The sequence below is a fragment of the Paenibacillus sp. MMO-177 genome (assembly GCF_037147795.1).
Classification (GTDB): domain Bacteria; phylum Bacillota; class Bacilli; order Paenibacillales; family Paenibacillaceae; genus Pristimantibacillus.
In genome coordinates this window covers 264016-286178 of the sequence record NZ_JBBCUR010000002.1, presented here as the reverse complement: position 1 = coordinate 286178, position 22163 = coordinate 264016, and the positions used below count along the sequence as shown (strand labels likewise).

General features: G+C 47.9%; 23 protein-coding genes. 4 read left to right on the top strand and 19 right to left on the bottom strand.

Annotated features, from left to right (window positions below; all coding sequences use genetic code 11):
- The 4 genes from WFK81_RS06930 to WFK81_RS06915 all read right to left on the bottom strand — a co-directional run bounded on the left by WFK81_RS06930 (window position 1) and on the right by WFK81_RS06915 (window position 3965).
- Window positions 1–954 (bottom strand): metal ABC transporter substrate-binding protein, encoded by a 954-nt coding sequence (locus WFK81_RS06930; RefSeq protein WP_336785726.1) that lies wholly within the window; start codon window positions 952–954, stop codon window positions 1–3.
- 58 nt (window positions 955–1012) lie between these two features.
- The gene (locus WFK81_RS06925; RefSeq protein ID WP_336786432.1) at window positions 1013–1903 is read right to left on the bottom strand and encodes a metal ABC transporter permease; all 891 of its coding nucleotides are present in this window, start codon (window positions 1901–1903) and stop codon (window positions 1013–1015) included.
- Window positions 1840–2559, bottom strand: a complete 720-nt coding sequence (locus WFK81_RS06920; protein ID WP_336786431.1) for a metal ABC transporter ATP-binding protein — start codon at window positions 2557–2559, stop codon at window positions 1840–1842. Before WFK81_RS06920 ends, WFK81_RS06925 begins: the two co-directional genes overlap by 64 nt.
- Before the next feature lie 185 nt (window positions 2560–2744).
- Entirely contained in the window at window positions 2745–3965 is a 1221-nt protein-coding gene (locus tag WFK81_RS06915; RefSeq protein WP_336785725.1) for an NAD(P)/FAD-dependent oxidoreductase, read from the bottom strand.
- A 181-nt stretch (window positions 3966–4146) separates the two neighbouring features.
- On the opposite strand from WFK81_RS06915, the gene WFK81_RS06910 reads away from it, so the two are divergent.
- Window positions 4147–4785: a cysteine hydrolase family protein gene (locus WFK81_RS06910; protein ID WP_336785724.1), complete on the top strand. Its 639-nt coding sequence runs from the start codon at window positions 4147–4149 to the stop codon at window positions 4783–4785.
- On the opposite strand, the gene WFK81_RS06905 is transcribed toward WFK81_RS06910, so the two are convergent.
- The 7 genes from WFK81_RS06905 to WFK81_RS06875 form a co-directional block, all read right to left on the bottom strand.
- Window positions 4782–5699 carry a tyrosine-type recombinase/integrase gene (locus tag WFK81_RS06905; RefSeq protein WP_336785723.1) on the bottom strand — a complete coding sequence of 306 codons (918 nt, stop codon included), beginning with the start codon at window positions 5697–5699 and terminating at the stop codon, window positions 4782–4784. The genes WFK81_RS06910 and WFK81_RS06905 overlap by 4 nt on opposite strands.
- Window positions 5700–5957: 258 nt before the next feature.
- Complete coding sequence (locus WFK81_RS06900) at window positions 5958–7541, bottom strand: MDR family MFS transporter (protein ID WP_336785722.1); 1584 nt, start codon at window positions 7539–7541, stop codon at window positions 5958–5960.
- Window positions 7542–7914: 373 nt separating this feature from the next.
- The gene (locus tag WFK81_RS06895; RefSeq protein WP_336785721.1) at window positions 7915–8535 is read right to left on the bottom strand and encodes a hypothetical protein; all 621 of its coding nucleotides are present in this window, start codon (window positions 8533–8535) and stop codon (window positions 7915–7917) included.
- A gap of 83 nt (window positions 8536–8618) precedes the next feature.
- Window positions 8619–9908, bottom strand: a complete 1290-nt coding sequence (gene murA / locus WFK81_RS06890) for a UDP-N-acetylglucosamine 1-carboxyvinyltransferase (protein WP_336785720.1) — start codon at window positions 9906–9908, stop codon at window positions 8619–8621.
- A gap of 21 nt (window positions 9909–9929) precedes the next feature.
- Window positions 9930–10661, bottom strand: a complete 732-nt coding sequence (locus tag WFK81_RS06885) for an FHA domain-containing protein (protein ID WP_336785719.1) — start codon at window positions 10659–10661, stop codon at window positions 9930–9932.
- A gap of 139 nt (window positions 10662–10800) precedes the next feature.
- On the bottom strand, window positions 10801–11025 hold the full coding sequence (locus WFK81_RS06880; protein ID WP_336785718.1) for a hypothetical protein: 225 nt from the start codon (window positions 11023–11025) through the stop codon (window positions 10801–10803).
- A 356-nt stretch (window positions 11026–11381) separates the two neighbouring features.
- The gene (locus WFK81_RS06875; RefSeq protein ID WP_336785717.1) at window positions 11382–11780 is read right to left on the bottom strand and encodes a winged helix-turn-helix transcriptional regulator; all 399 of its coding nucleotides are present in this window, start codon (window positions 11778–11780) and stop codon (window positions 11382–11384) included.
- A gap of 167 nt (window positions 11781–11947) precedes the next feature.
- On the opposite strand from WFK81_RS06875, the gene WFK81_RS06870 reads away from it, so the two are divergent.
- A complete protein-coding gene (locus WFK81_RS06870; protein ID WP_336785716.1) occupies window positions 11948–12490 on the top strand; it encodes an NAD(P)H-dependent oxidoreductase in 543 nt (180 codons plus the stop codon).
- A 270-nt stretch (window positions 12491–12760) separates the two neighbouring features.
- Here the strand turns inward: WFK81_RS06870 and WFK81_RS06865 are convergent, their stop codons facing one another.
- Window positions 12761–13480, bottom strand: coding sequence for an RNA polymerase sigma factor (locus tag WFK81_RS06865; protein ID WP_336785715.1), 720 nt, complete (start codon window positions 13478–13480; stop codon window positions 12761–12763).
- Between the two features lie 164 nt (window positions 13481–13644).
- On the opposite strand from WFK81_RS06865, the gene clpP reads away from it, so the two are divergent.
- Entirely contained in the window at window positions 13645–14229 is a 585-nt protein-coding gene (gene clpP, locus WFK81_RS06860; protein ID WP_336785714.1) for an ATP-dependent Clp endopeptidase proteolytic subunit ClpP, read from the top strand.
- A 101-nt stretch (window positions 14230–14330) separates the two neighbouring features.
- Here the strand turns inward: clpP and WFK81_RS06855 are convergent, their stop codons facing one another.
- The 7 genes from WFK81_RS06855 to WFK81_RS06825 all read right to left on the bottom strand — a co-directional run bounded on the left by WFK81_RS06855 (window position 14331) and on the right by WFK81_RS06825 (window position 20101).
- Window positions 14331–14690, bottom strand: a complete 360-nt coding sequence (locus WFK81_RS06855) for a YrdB family protein (protein WP_336785713.1) — start codon at window positions 14688–14690, stop codon at window positions 14331–14333.
- 183 nt (window positions 14691–14873) lie between these two features.
- Complete coding sequence (locus WFK81_RS06850) at window positions 14874–15800, bottom strand: MFS transporter (RefSeq protein ID WP_336785712.1); 927 nt, start codon at window positions 15798–15800, stop codon at window positions 14874–14876.
- Window positions 15718–16635, bottom strand: coding sequence for an HAD family hydrolase (locus tag WFK81_RS06845; RefSeq protein ID WP_336785711.1), 918 nt, complete (start codon window positions 16633–16635; stop codon window positions 15718–15720). Before WFK81_RS06845 ends, WFK81_RS06850 begins: the two co-directional genes overlap by 83 nt.
- Window positions 16628–17404 (bottom strand): DeoR/GlpR family DNA-binding transcription regulator, encoded by a 777-nt coding sequence (locus WFK81_RS06840; protein ID WP_336785710.1) that lies wholly within the window; start codon window positions 17402–17404, stop codon window positions 16628–16630. Before WFK81_RS06840 ends, WFK81_RS06845 begins: the two co-directional genes overlap by 8 nt.
- Before the next feature lie 175 nt (window positions 17405–17579).
- Window positions 17580–18356 (bottom strand): hypothetical protein, encoded by a 777-nt coding sequence (locus tag WFK81_RS06835; RefSeq protein WP_336785709.1) that lies wholly within the window; start codon window positions 18354–18356, stop codon window positions 17580–17582.
- Between the two features lie 185 nt (window positions 18357–18541).
- Window positions 18542–19522, bottom strand: a complete 981-nt coding sequence (locus WFK81_RS06830; protein ID WP_336785708.1) for an aldo/keto reductase — start codon at window positions 19520–19522, stop codon at window positions 18542–18544.
- Between the two features lie 96 nt (window positions 19523–19618).
- On the bottom strand, window positions 19619–20101 hold the full coding sequence (locus WFK81_RS06825; protein WP_336785707.1) for a tetratricopeptide repeat protein: 483 nt from the start codon (window positions 20099–20101) through the stop codon (window positions 19619–19621).
- Window positions 20102–20210: 109 nt separating this feature from the next.
- Here WFK81_RS06825 and spoVB point away from each other — a divergent pair, with 109 nt between their 5' ends.
- Window positions 20211–21758: a stage V sporulation protein B gene (gene spoVB, locus WFK81_RS06820; RefSeq protein ID WP_336785706.1), complete on the top strand. Its 1548-nt coding sequence runs from the start codon at window positions 20211–20213 to the stop codon at window positions 21756–21758.
- The last annotated feature ends 405 nt before the right edge of the window (window positions 21759–22163 follow it).

The window sequence follows — 22163 nt, the reverse complement described above, 5'->3', positions numbered from 1 at the left end:
CTATACGTTGAGCGCTTTCTTTAATGCTTCAAGATTATTGGTCATGACGCCGATGTAATCCAGGTTATTCTTAATGTCTTCCACGGTCAGCCCTTCCAGCGGGTTAAGCACGGCCGTTGCCGCGCCAATCTCGTCTGCAACAACTTGAGCGACCTTTGGATCAACCAGCGTTTCGAAGAAAATCGTCTGAACCTGATGCTCCTTCGCGAATTTAACAACCTCCGCCATCTCGCCCGGAGAAGGCTCTTGCTCCGGCGATAGTCCGGCAATTGGAACTTGAGTGAGTCCGTATTGCTTCGCCAAATAACCAAATGCCGCATGTTGAGTTACAAACTCTTTATGCTTGGCGTTAGTCAAGGCCTCCTTGAAAGAAAGATCCAGCTCTTGCAACTTCGCGATATATTGATCCGCATTCTTCTTATAATCCTCTTTGTTGCCAGGATCCGCCTGCTCCAATGCAGCCTGAATCGCCCTTACCTCCTGCTGGGCAAGTACCGGATCAAGCCAAACATGGGGATCCAGATGCGTCTCCTCCTCATGAGAATGCTCCTCTTCTTCGCCATGCTCATGGTCATGCTCTTCTCCTTCCATCAAGGATATGCCTTTGCTTGCCTCCACGACTACACGCTGCTCGTTCGCTGCACTGGATAAAGCGCTGTCGGCCCAGCCTTCAACGATCCCGTTATAGACAAACACATCCGCATTTTTAATGGCGGCCATATCTTTTGCGCTTGGTTCCCAGTCATGCGGCTCGGCTCCGGAAGGGATTAGGGCAACAACTTCCGCATGGTCGCCTGCAACCTGCTTGCTGAACTCATACATCGGGTAAAAGGTTGTAACCACCTTCAGCTTGCCTTCTGTACTTGCTGCCTCTTTCGCTTGATTGCCGCACCCTGCCAGGATTAAAGATAATCCAGTACCAAGCACAATCGATTTTCTCAACCAGGATTTCATAATAAAACGTACCTCCACATTTGATTTATATCTCTGCCTAATCTCATGGACATTAGGACTAAGACCAATTCTCGGTATCCGCGGCGGCTCTTTGGCGGCGGGATACGGGCAGCTCCGGACGAATAACCATGCTGGATCTCTTGGATCCAAGCGTCATCAGCTTTTTCAAGCCCAAACCTGCTACTAAAAACAGCAAAAGTACAAAAGCAATGGTGCCTCCGGGCGGCGTACTTAGCTCGTAGGACGCGGTTAAGCCCGTAAACGTCCCGGTTAGGCCGATGCCCATCGACACAAGTATCGCCGCAGTGAAGCTTGAAGAGATTCGGACGGACAGAGCAGCCGGTAATATGATAAGCGCCGACACGAGCAATACGCCTACAATCGGCATTGCTGCGGCTACGATCATGCCTGTAACGATGCTGAATCCAAAGGAAATCCACTGAACGGGAATTCCGCTTGTTCTGGCCGATTCTTCGTCGAAGGAAACAATATAGAGCGGTCTTCGCAGCAAGAAAAAAAACAAAGCGCCAATTAGTGCGGCTGCGAGCATGATCATAAGCTCCATCCGGTTGACGGCGACTACGGAGCCAAACAAATAAGAGGAGAAGCTTTTGTTTACCGTCTTATTCATCGTCATTAGAATGACAGACAAAGATAGACCGCCGACCATAATAATGGCAACGGAAAGCTCGCTATACGTTTTATAGGCTTTACGGACGTATTCCACCGCAATAGCGCCAATGACAGCTACGATAAACCCCGATAGGGATGGATTGATCCCAAGGTATGTACCTGCAGCAACTCCCGCCAAAGATACATGCGAGAGCATATCGGCCATTAAGGCCTGCCTTCTCAGGAGCAAATAAACGCCAAGCGCCGAAGCCATTAATGCAATGATTCCGCCGGCGAAAAATGCCCGCTGCATGAAGTCGTAGTGCAGCATTTCCAGCCTCCCTCCTCTCTTCTCTCAAGTGATATGATCCTGTCCAGCATACCGTCCAACTCAGACAGGTTATGAGTCACAATGACGACCGTCCTGCCATATTGATCGATTTGCTCCCGCATAAGCTGGTAAAAATCTTTGCGGCTTTCTTTATCCATACCGGTTGTCGGCTCATCCAGAACATACAAATCAGGCGACATAGCCAGCGCCCTGGCGATACAAATTCGTTGCTTCTGCCCACCCGAGAGCTCTCCAATCCGGCGATTCCGAAGCTCCCATACGCCCATGCTTCTCATCGCTTTTTCCGCGGCTTGTTTAGCCTCCGGCCTTATCCTTCTAAGCCAATTGCGGCTTTGCGAGTAAAGGCCGGAGCGTACAAACTCGATAACTTGACTAGGAAATCCGCTGTTAAATGCGGCTATTTGCTGCGGGACGTACGCCACAACAAGCTTGTCGCCGTCAGCGTTCATCGGGGATAAGTTCACATTCCCTTGCCAAGGCTTGAGCAGCTGCAAAGCAAGCTTAAGCAAGGTGGATTTGGAGGCACCGTTCTGGCCGGTAACCGCAATAAATTCTCCCGAGTGAATCTCGATGTTCGCCATTTCCAGACAAGGAACATCTCCATACCCAAAAGTTACGTCCTGAAGAGAGGCAAGCAGCAAAATCATCATCCTTTCTATGTATCCAAACACACTCAAGCGTCATATTCCGTAATTATTACGATTATAATCGAAATAAAAAGTTCAACCTCTTGCGTTGAACGTAATCATTACGTATAAGCAACAATAACAGAACTTTTCTTAATCGTCAATATTACGATTAAGAAAAGTTCTGTTTTTTAGGACTATTAACTAAGAAGCGGTCGATCTTGCAAATAGTGTGCCAAATCCGGGCTATATCCTTCCGCAATTTCCTGTGTGATGATTTTGGATAAAAGCTGGCTGTATACCGCCCCGTTATCGCCATAAGCAAGCAGGAAGTAGCTGTTGGGGAATTCATCGTATTTCCCTATGATAGGGAGACCATCCACCATCCCGCCATAAAATGCCGCGCAGGAATAAGCAGATTCAACGGGAATATCCGGGAACCTGCGGTTAAACTCCTCGAGCAACAAGGAAGTTTTATGAATCAGCTTGCTGTCCCTGTCGTCCGGATACATCGTATTTTCGTCGAGACCGCCTATAATTACGCGATTATCTGCTGTTGTACGGATATAGATATAAGGTCGTGCCGTCTCCCAAAGCAACGTTCGGTTATGCCAGGTTGAGAAATCGGCTACCGGCTGCGTCGTTACCGTATAAGTGCTTACGAAGGATGCTTGCTTCTCTTTGCGAATGTCCATATTCTCGTATCCCGCAGCAAAAATAACATAACGCGCTTTAACCTTATAGCCGTTCTTGGTGGTAATAATCATGCGTTGAAGATCTCCGTCATAGTGATGACCGTTCATTTCCGAATGCTCATAAACCATAACTCCCTGTTTCGCAGCATTTTGGAATAAGGCATGAGTGAATTTATACGGATTCAGTTCACCGTCCCGGTAAGAGTAAATAGCCGCTTCCCTGCTGAACGGATAATGGGCTTCAATCTTTTCTTTCGACCAAAATTCTATTTCCATGCCATGATTCTTGATGAATTCGTATTCAAGACGCAAGCGTTCAACATCCTCGGGACAGCTCGCGGAATAAAGCGTATCGCGTCGGCGGAATTCAAAATCCATTTCTACGCGCCGGGAGGCTGTTTCAATATCGTCAATCGCTTGTTTCAACAGCTTCAAATGCTTTGCGATGTATTTTTCTCCGAAGGTGTTAATGAGCGAGGTAAACATCCTCTCCCCTGAATATTGAATAATGGCCGTATTGGTGCTTGTGCTTCCTGCGCCAATTTTCCCCTTTTCCAGCACAACCGTTTTTAATTCCCGTTCAGCGAAATAATAAGCGCACTGTGCCGCTGAGCTTCCTCCCCCGATAATCGCAACATCGCATTCGGTATCCTCTTGTATAGCAGGATATGACGGAGCATCCGGCAAGGTTGTTGGCCAGTAATATGTACCCGATTGTAAATTCATATGGTTCCCCCTATAGACGGCTAGACTGAAGGTTATTATTCCCGGAATTTCCGTTCTTAATAGACAAAGAGCCGCAAATTAGCGGCTCTTTGTCGTCTGCTCGACTGTAAAGCGTATGGATAAAAACAATCTTTCCCCGGAAAACTAATTTATCCAAAAAAAGATAAGCAGGTGCGAAGCAATGGATAAATTAAAGCAAAGACTTGATCAGAAAAATACTGCGGTTATTGTCGTTGATGTCCAGAATGACTACTGTCACCCTAAAGGAGCGATCGCAAAAACCGGTATTGACGTGAGCGCCGCAGGCAAAATGATTCCCGACTTGCAAGCTCTATTGGACTCTGCCCGGGAGCATGGTGTCCCCGTTATTTTCCTGCAGACTAATCACGAAAAAGCTACAGACTCCGAGGTTTGGGTTTCCCGTTTCAAGGATGGCGTGAACCCGATTTGCCATACCGGCAGCTGGGGGGCAGAGTTCTTCAATGTGTCCCCGACCGAGCAAGACATTATTGTAAAAAAGCACCGTTACAGCGGGTTTATTCATACCAGACTGGAATCCGTCCTGCAAACGTTAAAGATCGAAACATTGATCATGACGGGCGTAAGCACAAATCTTTGTGTCGAATCCACCGCTAGAGACGGGTTTATGAGGGATTATCACATCATTCTTATGAAAGATGCATGCGCTGCTTTTTCTCAAGAAGAGCATGACATGACGGTGAAAACCGTGGATACTTATTTCGGCATGGCCGCAACGACAAAAGACGTAATGAACTACTGGCAAAACCACGCCACACGAGTACCGCAGCTGCAAAGCTAAAGGTTTACCGGCAGTCGGATCGTTGCCATCGCTTCCTTCTTCTGATCGTCATTCACGTGGGTGTAGATCATCGTTGTTTCGATAGAGGCATGTCCAAGCAGCTCCTTGACGACACGGATATCTACTCCATTTTTCAGCAGAATCGTAGCAAAGGTATGGCGTAATTTATGGCAGGAGAGCTTTTTATTCGCCGCTCGGGGATAAATGCTTTTGAATGCTTCAAAGGTTTGCCCGGCAATCTTCTGAATTTGCCGAATCGACAGCCTCCTTCCCTTCTGCGAGACGAAGAAAGCATCCTCCTGCTCTTTATATGGCGTGATGCGGTCCTGCGTAACTTCGGTAAGAATGGCAGCGAGCTCTTCCGGCACCGGAATCTCATTCCACTTCCGCCCTTTACCAAATACCTCAATCGTTCCTCTCACAGGGTTAAAATCGCTCCGGTTCAAACGGTGAACCTCGCCAACCCGAAGACCGCAGTAACTCATCAGCAGAAAAATGGCTATATTACGGGAGCGGTATCTCCCTTCTATACAGGATAAACTCGCTGCGAGTTCATCCTCCTCCAGATAGACCGGCTTCTTGTTTTTCTCTGTCTTAGACTTCTTCACTTCCATTGCCGGATTACGAACAGCCATCTCGAAATCAATCAGCGCCGTATAGAAAGAACGGATTGCCGATAAGGTCCGGTTTCTCGCACGGTCTCCTGCCCCTCGCTGCTTCGATATAAGAAACGAAATGACATGCATCTTCCCGGCTTGTTCGGCGGCTGCCCCTTCGAGGGATTCCAAATAGCCGTAAGCTTCCCTCATATATTCTTTTTGCGTGGTATCCGTATATCCGGCTTGCTTCATCCAAATGCGAAAGGCTTGAATGAGCTTACCGTACAACTCTTCCAATTCATGCTGCTTTTTCAACGCGTATTCCCCTACCTTATGTATAACAAAATGGCTCTCAAATGAAAGTGCGCAAAACTCTGATTTTGCGCACTTAATTATAGCATATAATTAGAGTAAAAGGCGCTCATATGGCTTATTTAACTCCATCCGCAGCGCATAATCGCAGGTTAGCTTTTTTTAGATTACGTAATATATTTTATGTTAACCAGATTGGTTAAAAACGGAAGACCAAAAAAGGCAGCCGCCTATGCGACTACCCTCTTCTCAAACTATAAATTAATGTCCGCCATAGCTTTGCTGTTCCATGTCTGCATTAGGATCAAGTTTACTGCGGCCCATAAAGAACGAAACAAGCAAGGCGAGTATAGCCGGAATGATCGCCCACGCAAAAGTTCCTACGATCGAACCGGCCAAGGAGTGGACGATTTTGTCCAGTACCTCAGGCGGAATTTGGTCACGCGCTTCCGGTGCCAGAATCTCTCGAGGATCTTTGAATTGCATGTTGCCTTCAGGAGCGGCTTGCCCTCCCGCTGCAAACGCATCGGTCATTTTGCTTGTAAACAGATTACTCTGCACAATTCCGTAAATCGTGATGCCGATTGTCATTCCAAGCGATCTGATGAAGTTAAGCGTTGAGCTTGCTGTCCCCCGTTGTCTTGCGGGCAAGCCATGAATGGCCGTATTGCCGAGTACCGAGAAGGATGCGCCAATGCCAAGACCAATCAGAATCATATAGATGGTTACGATAAATCGGGATGAATCTGCTGTTAGCGTAGTCGTCAGGATCGAGCCGATTACCAGGATAATAAACGTCGCCACCATAATATTGCGGTATGGCATCTTGGTCATCAAGAAACCGCCGGACGTAGCCGTTACCACCGTGCCAAGCATCATCGGCAGCAGAACAAGACCGGAGTTGGTTGCCGAACCGCCGAGCACCCCTTGGATAAAGATCGGGATAAACACGGAAGCGACAATAAACGCTGCGCCGCTGAACAAAGCGCTTAAGATACTGGTTGAATACAGGCGGTTCTTAAAGAGCGCATACGAGATGATAGGCTCTTGAACCTTTGTCTCTACAATCAAGAATGTAACAACCAATACGGCAAAGCCCGCAAACATGCCAAGAATTTGAACGGAGTCCCATGCGTAGGTCTTGCCGCCAAGCTCAAGAGCGAACATTAGGCAGACAATGGCACCAATTAAAGTAGCCGCTCCATACCAGTCGATTGGCTGTTTCGAGTGCTCCATCGATTCCTTATAGAAGAAACCAATCATGCAAAGCGCGATAATGCCAAGCGGGAGATTGATATAGAATACCCATTCCCATGCAAAGTTGTCCGTAATATACGCACCGATCAGCGGTCCGAAGATCGAGGACATCCCGAATACCGCTCCGAACATGCCGCCCATTTTTCCCCGGCTTTCCAGCGGCACAGCGTCAAACATAATCGTGAAGGCAACAGGCATCATAGCCCCTGCCCCGATCCCCTGAACCGCTCGGAAAAGAGCGAGCTCGGTAATCGAACCTGCTGTTCCGCATAATACGGAACCCGCCATAAACATAATAATGCCGAACAGGAAGAACCGCTTCCGGCCATACATATCGGACAGCTTGCCGAAGATCGGCATTCCTGCCATTTCCGCTACCATATAAGCGGATGTTACCCAAACGAACTTGTCGAGTCCGCCTAATTCAGCGACGATATTCCCCATCGCCGTAGCGACGATCGTATTGTCCATCGACGCCATCAGAATGCTAAGCAACAGACCAGCGATAACAATCCCTACGTTGCTCTTTTTGTTTGCTGCCAATTTACACGCAACCTTTCTTCTAACATAAGTTCTTTTCACAACCATGTCGAAACAATGTTCCGTTCGAATAGGATAAAAACCTCTTCGAACCATATAAAACCGATGTAAACCATTGCTTCTTACGAATGATATCGTAACATAACATTGTTTCGTTGCATAGTCTAGAATTTTGGATGCCTTTAATAAGTATTTCTTCGAGCCATTACTTCTGATTATCCTTCAAAGAATTGGAAAAACATACATTCATATAATAAAGAACAGGTGTTCTCGTGTCAATCCTTTTTTCTAAAGCCCTCTCTTCCCTTTTATTGCACTTCGTTTATCAAAATAGAAATTTACATAATATATATTATGTAACCTATAGAGTTTAAAGCTGCCATAAGACGTTCCATTCATTTTCCGTATGGCTTAGGTTTCTTTATCGTTGGATCAAAAATCTGGTACGGAGGACGTTGAGCGTCTCCTCGATGGATAACCGGATATACTTCAGGATTGCGTCCAAGCTATAGATCTCTAGATCGTCTGGGGTAACGGACTCTTCGATATGGAAGTCGTTAATAAGCTGCTGCGTAATAACCGGCAAATACTCCGGATACAAGCCGTCGATCATAACATTGTCAATGGCAGGGGTTTCCGTGGGAGGAGACAATGGGTAATCGGCTAACAATAGTTTGTTTAGTCTTCTAAAATCACGGTAGCCCTTGTCTATCGCCGCTTGTCTCTCTTCCTCCGGGAGTGCCTTGATCAGTTTCGTGTACATCGTCTCGTACCAGATGTGATCGGCTACAAGATGGCTTAAATAGCCGACATAAAAAGAATCTCCGAAGTTCTCCTTGTATTTCGCAGCAAAAAACTCGTAATCCGTCCTCTTCTTGCCCTCACTGTCGATCTGAACAAAATGGGTGACTGATTTAGGTGCGAATACGGGATGCGTTAAGTCTGGTGCAAGACCTCCCAGATGAATCCGGGATTCTTGCGACGAATAAATATGTTTATTGATTTCGGATGTAATACAATAATGCATCATTCGGGAACCCATTGGAATCCACTCCTCTTCGTCTATAGCCTATACTAAAAAAGCCTCTAACTCGAATTCGTTAGAGGCTTCTGCGTTGTTGTTAATTAGCTCAGGATTCTGTCTTCAGCAATCATCGTATCTGGTCGTTCATGGATCGAAAGCTTCGCACCGATTGCACGGAAGCTGCCAATGACGTCTTCATAGCCGCGTTCAATATGCTCAACGCCAGTCATATAGGTGCTTCCCTCTGCCGCTAAACCGGCCAACAGCAAGCATGTTCCGGCGCGCACATCGGTTGCGTGCACCCAGCCGCCTTGCAGCGGATTTCCGCCGCGGATAAACGCGCTTTCCTTCCGCAGCTCGATATCCGCGCCAAGCCGCCTTAACTGCGGTACATGGGCGAACCGCATCGGGTAAACGCGTTCCGTAATGATGCTCTTGCCTTTCGCTTGCAGCAAAAGGGCCGTCATGGGCTGCTGTAAATCCGTTGCAAAACCAGGATACATGCCTGTGCGGATCCTCGTTGCTCTTAATGGACCGGAACAGTAAGCCGTAATATGATTCTCGCCGCATTCGATATCGAGCCCTACTTCTTCCAGCTTGGAGAGACAGGAGCCGAGATGTTCGGGAATGACATCTTCAACGGTAACCTGCCCTCCGTTAATACCTGCAGCCATCAGAAAAGCTCCGGCAATTAACCGGTCGGGAATTACCGTATGTCTTCCTCCATTCAAGTAAGAAACGCCTTCAATGCGAATCCGATTCGTTCCCGCTCCGTAAATTTTCGCGCCAAGCCGGTTCAGGAAAGCTGCCGTATCCACAACCTCCGGATCCACCGCCGCATTATGCAGGATCGTCCGCCCTTTTGCCCGGGAAGCTGCCAGAATCGCGTTAATCGTTGCTCCCGATGTGACCATATCGAAGTAAATATCCGCGCCTTTAAGCTCCGTGCCTTCTACAACGTAATAATCCTGGAACATATGTACCTGGGCACCCAGCGCCTGGAACACTTTAATATGTTGATCAATCGGCCTCGAGACGAAATTGTCGCCTCCGGGGAATCCGATCGTTACTCTGCCGAACTTGGCCAGCAAGGCACCTGCAAAATAATACGATGCCCGGTAGCTAGAGGACTTGCCCGGATCGATCACGGCACTATGAATCCAGCGGGGGTCAAGAATCATTTGCCCTCCCTCTTGCTTCAGCTCCATTCCGATATCCTGGCTTATTCCCTCAATCATCCTTATATCATCGATGAGGGGAATTCCCTCAAGCGTGACGATATCATCCGCCAAACACGCTGCGGCAAGCAGCGCAAGAGAACTGTTCTTCGCTCCAGGAATATGTACTTTTCCGTTTAGCTGTCCTGAATACTCTGTCTGTATATATTTCATGAAGGAATTCTCCTACTTTCGTCAGGAAGATACGATCTCCGATTCGAGCACGTAGCCGCTGCCGCGCACTGCGCTTATCAGGAAGGTGTCTTTGCCGTATTTTTTGCGTACCCGGTAGATCAAAGCATTTAGTTCATCCAGCGACACATCCGGGATACCTTCTTCTCCTGCAAGCCGTTCAGGCCATACCGTAGCTTTAATGACTTCAAGAGGCACAAGCCGGTTCGCGTTCTCGTGAAGAAGCCGAATCAGCAGATACTCCTTTTCCGACATCGGAATACGCTGCCCTTCGACCACGCATTCTCTCTTCTCCCAATGAACCGTCAGCGGCATTCCCGGAATTTCCAGCTGTCTCGTCATGCTTAGCGGTTCAAGCTCCAGCGTCTGGTCGGCGAATACGTAGGAAAAGTGCAGCACGCTCATCCCGTTCGCCAGTTTGATGATGTCGAAATTGTTCAAAGGATACGGACGATGCGGCTTCACCCGTTCGCCGTTAATCTCCGTTCCGTGCAAGCTTCCTTTATCGTACAGCACGGCTTTATCGAGTTCTTTCCGAATGACGATATGCTGACGCGAAATAAACGGATTGGTAAAGGCTACGTCCGGAGTCAACTGATTGGATAACCGGCCAACCGTCGTTTCATCCTCATTCAAATTCACGATGGTTCCCGCCCTGTAGGGTTCACCGCGAATGATATATAGGCATGCAAAGTTTTCCACTTTTGTTCCTCCGTATGGGATGGCGATTGCCATCGGTAGTGACTCCATTAGATATCGTAACTCAAACCGGAGATGATTAAAACCTCCTCACACTGACGCCCCGCTTATTTTTCAGTAATGATGCGGGAGTCAGTGAAGCAAAAAAGAGCCGCTGCCCGAGCGACTCTAACCCTTATAACCAAGACATAAACTCTTTATTGACCATCTTTATGTTGTTAGCTGCTGCCCATTCTTTCAGATCCATTATACCTTGATCTTCATTCGAAGCGAAACGGAAGCACAGACGGAGGGGAACTATTTTCTTCCCTTTTGGCTTAATGCCAATAACAGAATTGAAATGGCCCATTTTCATGATTACTTTTATCTCTTGAGCCGGTAGGGCATGACCATTTACCATTATTATATTCTCATTTATGGACAGCACAGTTGGTTTCCTTAATGCTCTAAGTACGGTTACTATTAAGAGGGCGAAATAAATAAGGAAAATTATAGAGTTCGAATTCAAAATAAGAACTTCCGTCCTGCCTCTACTTGAATAATCCCTCCAATAGTGGATAACCATAAACAACCAAATCAGACATGCCACTGAAAAAACGATAATATTTTTCAGTCTGGTAGGGTTACTCACGGAATGCGTAACATTCAATGCTGATCCTCCTCTATGTTGTGTAATTGATGTTTGCCATATGCTCCATCCAATAAATTCCACGCGAATTTCCGCATATCCTCCCTATAAACAAAAAACGGATACCTTCAGGTATCCGCTTGCGATAAATAGGAAGGGAGCTCCTTTTCCTGCTCTTCTTCTTTAAGGGCATTGTTCATAAAGGCAAGATGCTTGAAGCCCCATCCGCACATGTCCGTAAGGACAGATCCAAGGGAATGGCCATGCTCGGATAATTGGTACTCCACTTTGGGCGGGACCTCCTGATACGCTTTTCGGACAATAAGTCCATCCTTCTCCATCTCCCGAAGCTGGTTGGTCAGCATCCCTTGCGTTACATTCGGCAGCATCCGCCTTAGCTCCCCGAACCTCTTCGTACCTTCGTATAACAAGATAAACAAAATTAACGGCTTCCACTTCCCTCCTATGACCTGAAGGGTCGCAATTATTCCTTCCGTGGAGGCAGGCCTGTGGCGCTCGTGATTCATTGTTCTCCTCCGTCCCGCATAGCTCTCAGATGGTATTTATTATAACAGAGCCTTTCGCAACGGCAATATGGTACGGTAAACCGTACTAAGTACGGAAAAAGAGCGTACTTTTCAGCTTCGCCATCTTGTTCAATAATGGGGATACTTCATTTGAAAGGAAGATCCGCATGAAAATTCTGGTTATCGTTGCCCATCCCGAATTGAATAACTCCCGAGCTAATAAAGCTTTATTGCAGGGGCTTAACAAGAATCGCGAATATGTTCATATTCACAAGCTGTATGAGCTCTATCCGGATTGGGACATCGATACGGAGAAGGAACAAGCGCTACTGCTGCAATACGACAGGATTGTTCTGCAATTCCCCTTCTACTGGTACAGCTGTCCGCCATTATTGAAAAAATGGTTCGACGATGTAATGAAACCAGGCTGGGCATATGGCCCAGGGGGTAACCGTCTGGTTGGCAAAGAGTTTCTTATCGCCACGACTACCGGCGGAACGGATAATTCTTACCGTTCCGGCGGAGACAATCAGTTCACGATCAGCGAGCTCTTGCGTCCGATCGAACGTACCATTACCAAATGCGGCGGTACTTATCTCCCTGCCTTCGTAAGTTATGCCGTAGATGCTTCGACAGACGAATGGCTCGAGCGGGAAGCTAATTGTTATGCGGACCATATTCAAACCCCTATGCCTGTGCTAACGCATTAATCTAGAAGCTGCGAGCATTCGTTTGCGGATCATGCCGGCCAGCAGCAACTCCAATGGAGCACCTTCAAGTCACCTTTATAACCTGATTTCACTGGCGTAAATCCAACGTACGGTGAGCAGGTTTGCCCAAAGTCAGACTGGAGTTCTGGCTTTCACTCGCCCAGTACAATGCGTAGGTTGCTATTTAATCCGAACACGAAAAGGGTATCCCATCGTCATGTTGATGACTTACGGGACACCCTCTTCTTCGTACTTTCCTTCAATATTTCATTAGGCGGCCAGCATCATTGACGGTACGGAGCCGCCATGGCGAGCTTGATTCGAGGCTGCCCGCAGCCTTCTGCCTTGCAGAACCGCAATTGCAGGGGCCGGCTCAAGCCCATCTTGCTGCACAAGGGTCAGCATTCCTTCGAGGTCGCCGCCTTCATAGGCGATGGCAAGCGCTCGCAAGACTTCACGCAGCCCTTCGTCGTTCGGAACAGGCAGCGTACCTTCTAGAACAGCCTTCCTGACCGGCGGTAAAGCCGCACGAGCTCGGTGCAAAGCAGCTTTTACCGCGCCAGGTGTTAGTCCTAATCGTAATGCCGTCTCCTGAGCCGAGTACCCGATTACGTCCCTCAACAGGAAGACCGTCCGCTGAAGCGGAGACAGGAAAGTCATAAGAGCCTGCATGACTAATTCCGTTCCGATTCGGCTCTCGTCCGGCATGGTAGAGTGCACCGCCGTTCCTCGGACGGATTCCAACATCCGTGCATGGGTCGTCTTCCGTCTTACCCGGTCTATCCAGGTATTACGGGCAATTCGAAGCAAATAAGCTTCAGGATTGGCATGCTCCGTAAGCTGCGCCGAATCCATGACCTTAACCCATGTCTCCTGCGATAAATCTTCTGCTTCAACCCGGGATTTGGTTAAAGACAGGCAATAGCGGTCGAGCACTTGTTGCAGCCGATGCATTTCTATATTTTGTTTTTCCATTGTTGCTTCCGTCATATCGGACACCTCCGCTCTTCCTATTATACGCATCCTTATTTCAGTAAACGAGTGAAGTCTCGAAAAAGATACTCGTGAACAAATTTATTTTTCAGCGTACCTTTTGGCATCCCCTTTTCGTTTGCCGAATTGTAAGACATCAAACAAAGGAAAGAGGGATTACGATGAGCAGCTTTATCCCCTATGTAGTTGAACAGTCCAATCGAGGAGAACGTTCCTATGATATTTATTCCCGGCTGTTGAAGGACCGGATTGTCTTCCTTGGCTCAGCCATCGATGACCAGGTCGCGAACAGTATTGTTGCCCAGCTCTTATTTCTTGCGGCGGAGGATCCGGATAAAGAAATCAGCCTGTACATTAACTCTCCCGGTGGCTCAACAACCGCCGGCTTTGCGATCTATGATACGATGCAGTATATCAAACCCGAGGTCCATACGATTTGCGTAGGAATGGCCGCTTCCTTTGCAGCGATTCTGCTTCTAAGCGGGGCGAAAGGCAAACGGTTTGCTCTGCCTAGCAGCGAGGTCATGATCCACCAGCCGCATGGCGGCGCTCAAGGCCAAGCCAGCGATATCGCGATCAGCGCGAAGCGGATTCTAGATACAAGAGCCCGGTTGAATCGGATCGCTGCCGACCGTACAGGCCAGCCGCTTGAAAAAATCGAGAAAGATATGGACCGCGATTATTTCCTCTCCGCCCAGGAAGCGCTTGAATACGGGATTATCGACCAGGTTGTGCATACGGTTTGAGGATTGGGGAGTGCCCTTCTCAGTAATGCCTCACTAATTGTGAGGTATTTCGCGCTCATACGCGCCTCAGGCGGGCATTTTCCCCCAACAGTAAGGCGTTCTTATCCCTTCGTGGCATCCACTCTATGCAGATCCAAAAGAAATACTGCCGCAATAAGGATGACGGATACGATCAGAAATGCAAGACCCAGCTTCTCGCGCCCGGTTGAATATAATGCGCCAGAAGCTGCTAAAAAGACGACTAACTTTAACGCTGTTCTTACCGGGTAAGAGAAGATGGCCACGGTTGCTTTCGGCGATAGAAACATCCCCCACAGAACGGCGAGAACAAGAGGAGTTACGACAGCCAATAAAATGCTTATTGGTTTATCGGACTGCAGCTGATAACCCCAATAACCAAACACGACAAACGCGGCAAGCTCAAGCAGAAAAAATGCCGTAAGCAAAACCGATCCTTTCATGACATCTCCACCTTTAAGCAACATGGCTACCTTGTTTTTCCATTCGTTATTGCCATTCTATCACCTGTTGGTAAAATTGGAACAAAAAAAGCCGCGATTCGCGGCTTTTTCTGCTCATCAGTGAACACGCAAGTATTCGGCCTGTCCGCCCGGATAAAACAGGTAACCCGATTTTTCAATCCGCTATGCATTTATATTATTTTTTATGGCTGCTTCAGCCGCTTTCGATTTTACAATCCTTCCAATCCTATATAGACAGACCAATAGCAAGAACGAGCAAGCGGCGAGGATGATTAACGTGCTGGATGTTGAGATCCGGTCCATACTCCACCCGATTGCCAGTGGCAGTACCGCCCCGCCCATTCCTCCGCAAGCGATAAGTATGCTTGTGATCTGCTTCGTGTGCCCCGAGATTATGCTGTTCGCATATACAATAAGAATGGCAAAGATACCCGACAAGAACAGACCGGTTAACAGGACAAGAGCAAACGCGGCGATTGGATGCCTTACAGAAGGTATGCAAACAAGGCTAAGCCCGGCACCTAATGCACTGAGGAGCAAGAAACGGTTGTACTTAATCCTCTCGGCAAGATAACCGGAGAAGAACCTTCCGATAATCATAGCGACCCAGAATAAAGTAACCGACAGACTTGCATTTGACGTATGGATGGCGAAATGCTCGGAGAATATCGACGGAAGGAAGTTAATGAGACTTGTTTCCAGACCGACGTAGAGGAATACAAACCCGATAAAATAAGCAAGCAACGCTAAGGGAAGCGGTGCTTTTTTAGTCTTTATTGCAACGACGGTTGCGGATAAGGAATGACCGGATGATGAAACGACTGCCGCGGCGTTCATTGCTTTTCTACTCCAGAACAGCAGATTAACCAGAGCTAGAACCGCAATTACGCCAAACGACCACTCCCAGCCGGCTTGCGTTATAAATACGCTTGAGATCATCGGCATGAATAAAGCGCCAGCTCCAAAAGCAACCTCCAGACGACTCATCGTAACCGCAGCTTGATCGCTAATCTCCAGCAAATAAGTGCCTAACGCCGTTTGAGTCATTCCAAACCCGCATCCATTCAGTACGGCGAGTATGATGACCAATACCCACGTCGGACCGAAGAATAGAGATATTCGTGACTGACATGGTATTGTAGGCCATAATATGATGGATAGCCTCGGCAACAGAATGAACAACCGTACTCGCCTGCTCGCGGATTTCATCAGGGCTTTCGACCATTGCAAAGCTGTGCGGTGTTAAAGCAAACATCGAAAGATCGTTAAACGAGTCGCCGATACATGCGATCTCATCCGGAGCAATTCCCAGTTCCCGAATGAGGAGCGACAAACCAGTACCTTTTGAGACGTTAAGCGGCATAATATCCAAACAATCATTATCGCTGATAAATGTCTCAATCTGACCGGGGAACTGACGGTTCAATCGTGCTTCCAGCTTGCTCAGCTTGCCTAATTCTCCGAAGCAGGCGAGCTTGCTGCAACGAAATTCATCGTTTGCCAGAGCTTCTTCCAGCTCGTTAAGCACAGAGCTTTCCGACATAATCCGTTTCTCGTAGGAACGGGAAACTTCATTATGAGCCCTTGCATAGTAAGAGTCGTCGGTGCAATGAACAAAGCTTATGAATTCCTCGCTAGGAACAGCTTGAAGCAACCGCAAGGATAGCTCGGGCGCAAAATCCATCGCTCCAAGCAGACGCTCGTTTTTTAGACGGACAGTTGCCCCGTTTTGACCAACGGCATGATATTGGTTCGGGAATGACCCCATAATGACCTTAATCTCGGCATTCATCCGGCCTGATGCAATACATAGATCGAGTCCGCTCTCATAAGCTTTTGTTACCGCGAGACGATCCCGCTCGGCAATTTGTTTGCTTGTATCCAGCAGCGTGCCGTCCAAATCACTGACTATAAGTTTAATCATCCAAATCCTCCTCCGATACGACGCGTAATTCTACATGATGCTCCGCAAGCTTCTCCATCATAGCCCGGTCAGGCTGCTGATCCGTGATGAGGAGATCAATGGCGTCTAACCCTCCGATTTTATAAAACATCTGTTCTCCGAATTTCGTATGGTCTGCCAAAAGAATGACCTGATTCGCTTTCTTGATCATCTCGCGTTTGACCACCCCATCCTCCACATCGGGATAAGATAAACCGTGTGCCGTTATTCCGCATGCGCCAAGGAATAATTTATCCACCTGATAATGGGCCAAACTATCGATGGTCGCCTGACCAAACAGGAAGCGGTGTTTGATATTCAGCTCCCCGCCGAGCAGGTACGTCCTTACGTCATTTTTCCGCGATAAGGCATCTGCAATGTCAATGGAGTTCGTAACGGCAACCAATCTTTCTGCCGTAATATGCTCGGCGGTGAACTGGACCGTTGTTGAAGCGTCCATCATAATAAAGTCGCCGTCTTTTACGATCGATGCGGCAAGGCGTCCGATATCGCGCTTCACGTCGGAATCTTTGACAAGCCGATCCTTGTACTCGAATATCTCCCTGGACTTCTTCGGCAGAACAGCTCCCCCATGCGTCCTGAGAATAAGACCAAGCTCCTCCATTCTCAGCAGATCCCGGCGTGCCGTATCGCGGGATACTTCGAACTTCTGACAAATATCTTTAATATCGATCCGCTTATGCTGATTTAAATGCTCCATAATCGCATTGATTCGTTCTTCCTGAAACATAACTCTTTTCCACCTCTTCCGGGTATTCTCAAATTTCTAAGCCGTTATGCAACATTATATAAGTCATTGTATGCCTTAATCATCTTTTATGCAACATAATAATGACAATGCACGACAATGACTTAAAACATTGCAAAAGAAAAGACAACAGCCACATTGCTGGGCCGTTGCCTTTCTAAGTACGTATGGCGTTTTCATCCGTTTGATTTTCTTTCCATAAATCATAGGGCTTCAAATAAACAATTTCATCAGCCAAACCCGTCATATATTTCTCATCGCTTACGGGGACGATGATTGACGCACCGGAGTCTCTAAGGATGCCTAGCAGTTTTCTCCCAAGCGGTCCTAGGATATGAAAGAGTCCATGAGGTTCGATCCAAGGGACGCAATACAACTTTTTCTGAAAGGCATAGCCAATCGCAAGTGAAGCTCTCCATCGCTCGCCGCTGTTGAACTCGAGGGGGCGATAAATTCGGCCTTGATATCGCTTTGGTTTATCCAATCCGGATAATTCGAACAGCTCGGCGATTTGCTCCAGGGTTAACGGATTCCCGCTTCGCTTAATTCCCTCTTTAATCTGGTCGGCGACCGACCGTACCTTTTTTATTCTCCACGTAAGAGGACCGGGATAGGCTTTAAACCTGCAATACGGAAACTCGGCGACCCCCTCGCCTACATAACAAGAAATATTTTTCAAGATATCATTGTTTACGGGATCATCGTCCAAGGTTATGATCGAGTGGGACAAATCCAGACATTCCGACAGCAATTCCTCTCTCCCGGCTAAAAAATAACTGAGGAGCCAACCTCCGCTGCCAATGGATCCGACTAAACCGTAAATTTTGCCGGGTTCAATGGTAAGATTGAAATCTCGAATGGAGTCGATCATCGAATGCTGATGAAAAATCGTTGGCGTCGAGCTGCTGCTTAAGTTCCGGATCTGGATCTTCATGGCCGTCCCCACCACCCTTTTCCCCGAGTTTCCTAGTCATTTCTATTTTATGCGATAACCCTTGACGAAGAAAGATGGATGGTTCTTCTAACAATGTATTCCCAGAGCAGCTTTCCGGCAATGTAGAGGCTTTTATAAATACTCGCAAAAAAGCTGGCTCCGACAAGGGAACCAGCTTTTCTCACTTACAACGCGCCAACAACGCGGTGAGGAACATACTTTTCCTCCAAGTATTTTACCTCATCCGGCGTTAACGCAAGCTCGATCGACCCGATTGTTTCTTCGAGCTGAGCCATGCTAGTTACGCCGATAATCGGCGCCGTCACTTGTTCCTTTTGCAGCAGCCATGCCAGGGCTACCTGAACGCGTGGAACGCCGCGCTGCTTCGCAATCTCGGCAACACGCTCGGCAATAACGCGATCCTGCTCGGCGAATGCGTCATATTTCATCTTTTGAGCCTGATCGGTTTCAGAGCGATGCGTAACGGTACCCCAATCGCGAACCAATCTACCGGATGCAAGCGGGCTATACGGAATCGCGCCAATCTTCTCCTCTTTGAGCAGAGGCATCATCTCGCGTTCTTCCTCCCGGTACATGAGGTTAAGATGATTCTGCATCGCAACGAATCGGGTCCAGCCGTTCTGCTCCGCAACATGAAGCGCCTTCTGGAACTGCCAGGCATACATGGCGGAGGCCCCTATGTATCTTGCTTTGCCTGCCTTGACGACGTCATGCAGGGCTTCCATCGTCTCTTCAATCGGTGTATTGTAGTCCCAGCGGTGAATCTGATACAAATCTACATAGTCAGTACCCAATCGCTTAAGGCTGTTATCGATTTCGTTCATAATCGCTTTACGGGAAAGGCCTGCGCCGTTCGGGCCAGGCTGCATGCGGAAAAATACCTTCGTTGCAATTACCACTTCATCCCGGTTAGCGTAATCCTTCAAAGCGCGACCGACAATTTCTTCGCTTGCTCCGGTCGAATAAATATTGGCGGTATCAAAGAAATTGATTCCGAGATCCAATGCTTTTTTAATAATCGGGCGGCTGTTCTCTTCATCCAGAATCCACGGATGATTCCAACGCTCGACCTCACCAAAGCTCATGCAGCCAAGACAAAGGCGGGAAACATCCAATCCTGTATTTCCTAATTTCACGTATTCCATCCATATCCCCTGCTTTCCTTTTAGTCGATCCCATTATCTCACTTGGAGTTAACTCCAAGTCAAGGCTCGTTTTGCTTGAAACCGGAATTTCGTCCCTTAATCCCATCTTTGGTCCAATTTATCCGCATAGAAGAGTAAAGCTTTTCGGTAGGATTGAATGCCTTGATCCCCACTTGTCTCTGCGAGCTGCTTCAGCAAGATTTCCATCGCCGCGCTATGCTCCTTCAGATTGTAAAGCACCATCGCATAAAAGACTTGAAACTCCCGATTTTCCGGATATTCTTTTATCGCTACCCGGAAAACAGACTGCGCCTCGGCGTACAATCCTAATGTCCGATAAGTGCTTCCGAGTCCCAAATATGCGCCTTGCCGGTCCTCGCCGCTAAGGCCAAGCTCTAGTGATTTCCGATAAAATGGTAAGGCTTCGTTCTCCAGTCCCATCGAATCATGCACCCATGCGCATTGATACCAGACGTTCGGATTTGCCGGATATCGTTCGGTCAATGTCAGCAGCATGGACTTGGATTCCTCTAATTGTCCCGATTCTCTTAGTTGTATGGCGATTTCCAATTCATTCACGGTTATTGCTCCTTCCAAAAAAGCCTCCCGACATGCAAGCAGCTTGTTCGCATGCTTTTCCAAACGGTGAATACACTTAAGTATTCAAGCGTTTTTCCGGGAGGAAAGTATGGCACATCCTAAATCATCATTCGTAAAAGGTACGTTGGTTTTATCCGTTGCGGCTTTCATCAACCGTATTCTCGGTTTTATCAGCGGCATGTACATCGCCCGCGCGCTAGGCGCGGAAGGGATTGGCCTTCTTATGATGGCGCATCCGCTTGTTCCGCTGGTCATTACGATTACGGAGCTGGGACTGCCCGTCGCCATCTCCAAGCTGGTCGCAGAAGCGAACGAGCAAGGCGACCGCGCCAAGATCAGGCGAATTCTGAATGTTTCTCTTGCGATCACATCCGTTCTCAGCATTTCGCTGACGACGTTCTCGCTCATTTTTTCGGAATGGATCTCTTCGGTTCTGTTAAGCGATCAGAGAGCTTATCTAGCAATGCTTGCAATTACGCCGATTGCTCCGATTGTAGCGATCTCCGCTGTCTTGAAAGGCTATTTCCGCGGCATGCAGCAGATGAAGGCAATTGCCGCATCCGATGTCCTTGAACATACGGTCCAAATCGCTTGCGTATTGGCGCTTGTCCACTTGCTTCTGCCGTATGGCGTTGCCTATGCAGCGGCCGGCGCTATGGCTGCTTCCGTCATTAGCGAAATGATAAGTCTTCTATTCCTGGCTGCCAGCTATAAGCTTTACGGCGAGCGGAAAGCCGCGGGGGAAACGTGGAGGAACCATATCAAGCATGGAAGAAGCACGCTTAACGAGCTGCTTAACCTGGGAATGCCAACGGCAGGCCAAGGCGTTATTCATTCGTTATACAGCGCCTTTCAGCCTCTGCTTATTACGACCAGTCTAGCAATGGCAGGTATCGGCACGGCTATGGCGACCAAGCAGTTTGGCTTGCTGGCCGGCTACACGTTCCCGCTGCTGTTTATGCCCAGCTTTATAACCAATTCTCTGTCAACCGCGCTAGTTCCTGCCATCAGCGAAGCGGCGGTCAGCAAGAACACTTTGCTCATACACGAACGAATGAACCAAGCCATGATTGTAGGTCTCTTAATCGGCGCGCCGGCAACCGTTATTTTATTTCAGTGGGCAACGCCACTAACATCCGTAATTTACGGGGCTCCCGATGCGGGGATGCTGCTGCAGATCCTGGCTCCGATGTTCTTCTTCCATTATTTCGACGCGCCGCTGCATGCCATTCTTCTGGGACTTGGCCGGACAAATGCCGCATTATGGAACTTTGTGATCTCCACAGCCTTCAAAGCCGTCTCCATCTTTGTATTCGGCAGCCAGTTCGGCATTGTTGGGGTTGCGTTTGGCATCGGAATTGGCATGGTTCTGCAGATGATGCTTAATTTCTTCTCCATCTCCAGCTCCATCGGCTTCTATTGGCCGGTAGAGCCTTATATTAAGGTAGGCTTATGCATGGTGCTCATGGCACTCTTCGGCCGCTATTCCATGGCATTCTTCACCTACGAAGGATGGTCGATGTTATGGAGCATGGTCACTTCCATTGTCGTCTCTACTCTCTTCTATTTCATAACCCTTATGTTGACTAACACCATTAGTTGGAAAAGCTTTAGGCGCACGATACCGCTGCCATGACACATGAAGTTAACATAAATAATTTTATGTAAACTAAAATTAATAAGGGTGTCTCATAAGGCTTCGCTCCCTGAAGAAACAACTATAGGCAACCATCTGTACGTTGGATATCCTACATTGAAATCAGGCAAAAAGAAAAAGACCGGAGGCTACGTTGGATTCACTCCAGTATATAGGTCCAGAACGAGACACTATCGTCCAAGTTGAGCTCATTACGCTGGAGACAATCCATTGTAAATCGAGTTACCAAGCAAAAACGTCCTATTATGCTGTACGCAATCCAATGTACGCTCTAATTCATTGTGAGCAAGCAAGAGCAATGTGAAATTAAGGATAGAGCGTAATGTACTAAACTGTCTAAATATAAAGGGCTGTCCTATTGTCATTTAATGACTAACGGGACAG

Excerpts from the sequence above, each read along its gene's own strand:
- WFK81_RS06930 (WP_336785726.1), bottom strand. The coding sequence starts at position 954 with ATGAAATCCTGGTTGAGAAAATCGATTGTGCTTGGTACTGGATTATCT.
- WFK81_RS06915 (WP_336785725.1), bottom strand. The coding sequence starts at position 3,965 with ATGAATTTACAATCGGGTACATATTACTGGCCAACAACCTTGCCGGAT.
- WFK81_RS06910 (WP_336785724.1), top strand. The coding sequence starts at position 4,147 with ATGGATAAATTAAAGCAAAGACTTGATCAGAAAAATACTGCGGTTATT.
- WFK81_RS06900 (WP_336785722.1), bottom strand. The coding sequence starts at position 7,541 with ATGGTTGTGAAAAGAACTTATGTTAGAAGAAAGGTTGCGTGTAAATTG.
- WFK81_RS06895 (WP_336785721.1), bottom strand. The coding sequence starts at position 8,535 with ATGGGTTCCCGAATGATGCATTATTGTATTACATCCGAAATCAATAAA.
- murA (WP_336785720.1), bottom strand. The coding sequence starts at position 9,908 with ATGAAATATATACAGACAGAGTATTCAGGACAGCTAAACGGAAAAGTA.
- WFK81_RS06885 (WP_336785719.1), bottom strand. The coding sequence starts at position 10,661 with ATGGCAATCGCCATCCCATACGGAGGAACAAAAGTGGAAAACTTTGCA.
- WFK81_RS06880 (WP_336785718.1), bottom strand. The coding sequence starts at position 11,025 with ATGGTAAATGGTCATGCCCTACCGGCTCAAGAGATAAAAGTAATCATG.
- WFK81_RS06875 (WP_336785717.1), bottom strand. The coding sequence starts at position 11,780 with ATGAATCACGAGCGCCACAGGCCTGCCTCCACGGAAGGAATAATTGCG.
- WFK81_RS06870 (WP_336785716.1), top strand. The coding sequence starts at position 11,948 with ATGAAAATTCTGGTTATCGTTGCCCATCCCGAATTGAATAACTCCCGA.
- WFK81_RS06865 (WP_336785715.1), bottom strand. The coding sequence starts at position 13,480 with ATGACGGAAGCAACAATGGAAAAACAAAATATAGAAATGCATCGGCTG.
- clpP (WP_336785714.1), top strand. The coding sequence starts at position 13,645 with ATGAGCAGCTTTATCCCCTATGTAGTTGAACAGTCCAATCGAGGAGAA.
- WFK81_RS06855 (WP_336785713.1), bottom strand. The coding sequence starts at position 14,690 with ATGAAAGGATCGGTTTTGCTTACGGCATTTTTTCTGCTTGAGCTTGCC.
- WFK81_RS06845 (WP_336785711.1), bottom strand. The coding sequence starts at position 16,635 with ATGATTAAACTTATAGTCAGTGATTTGGACGGCACGCTGCTGGATACA.
- WFK81_RS06840 (WP_336785710.1), bottom strand. The coding sequence starts at position 17,404 with ATGTTTCAGGAAGAACGAATCAATGCGATTATGGAGCATTTAAATCAG.
- WFK81_RS06835 (WP_336785709.1), bottom strand. The coding sequence starts at position 18,356 with ATGAAGATCCAGATCCGGAACTTAAGCAGCAGCTCGACGCCAACGATT.
- WFK81_RS06830 (WP_336785708.1), bottom strand. The coding sequence starts at position 19,522 with ATGGAATACGTGAAATTAGGAAATACAGGATTGGATGTTTCCCGCCTT.
- spoVB (WP_336785706.1), top strand. The coding sequence starts at position 20,211 with ATGGCACATCCTAAATCATCATTCGTAAAAGGTACGTTGGTTTTATCC.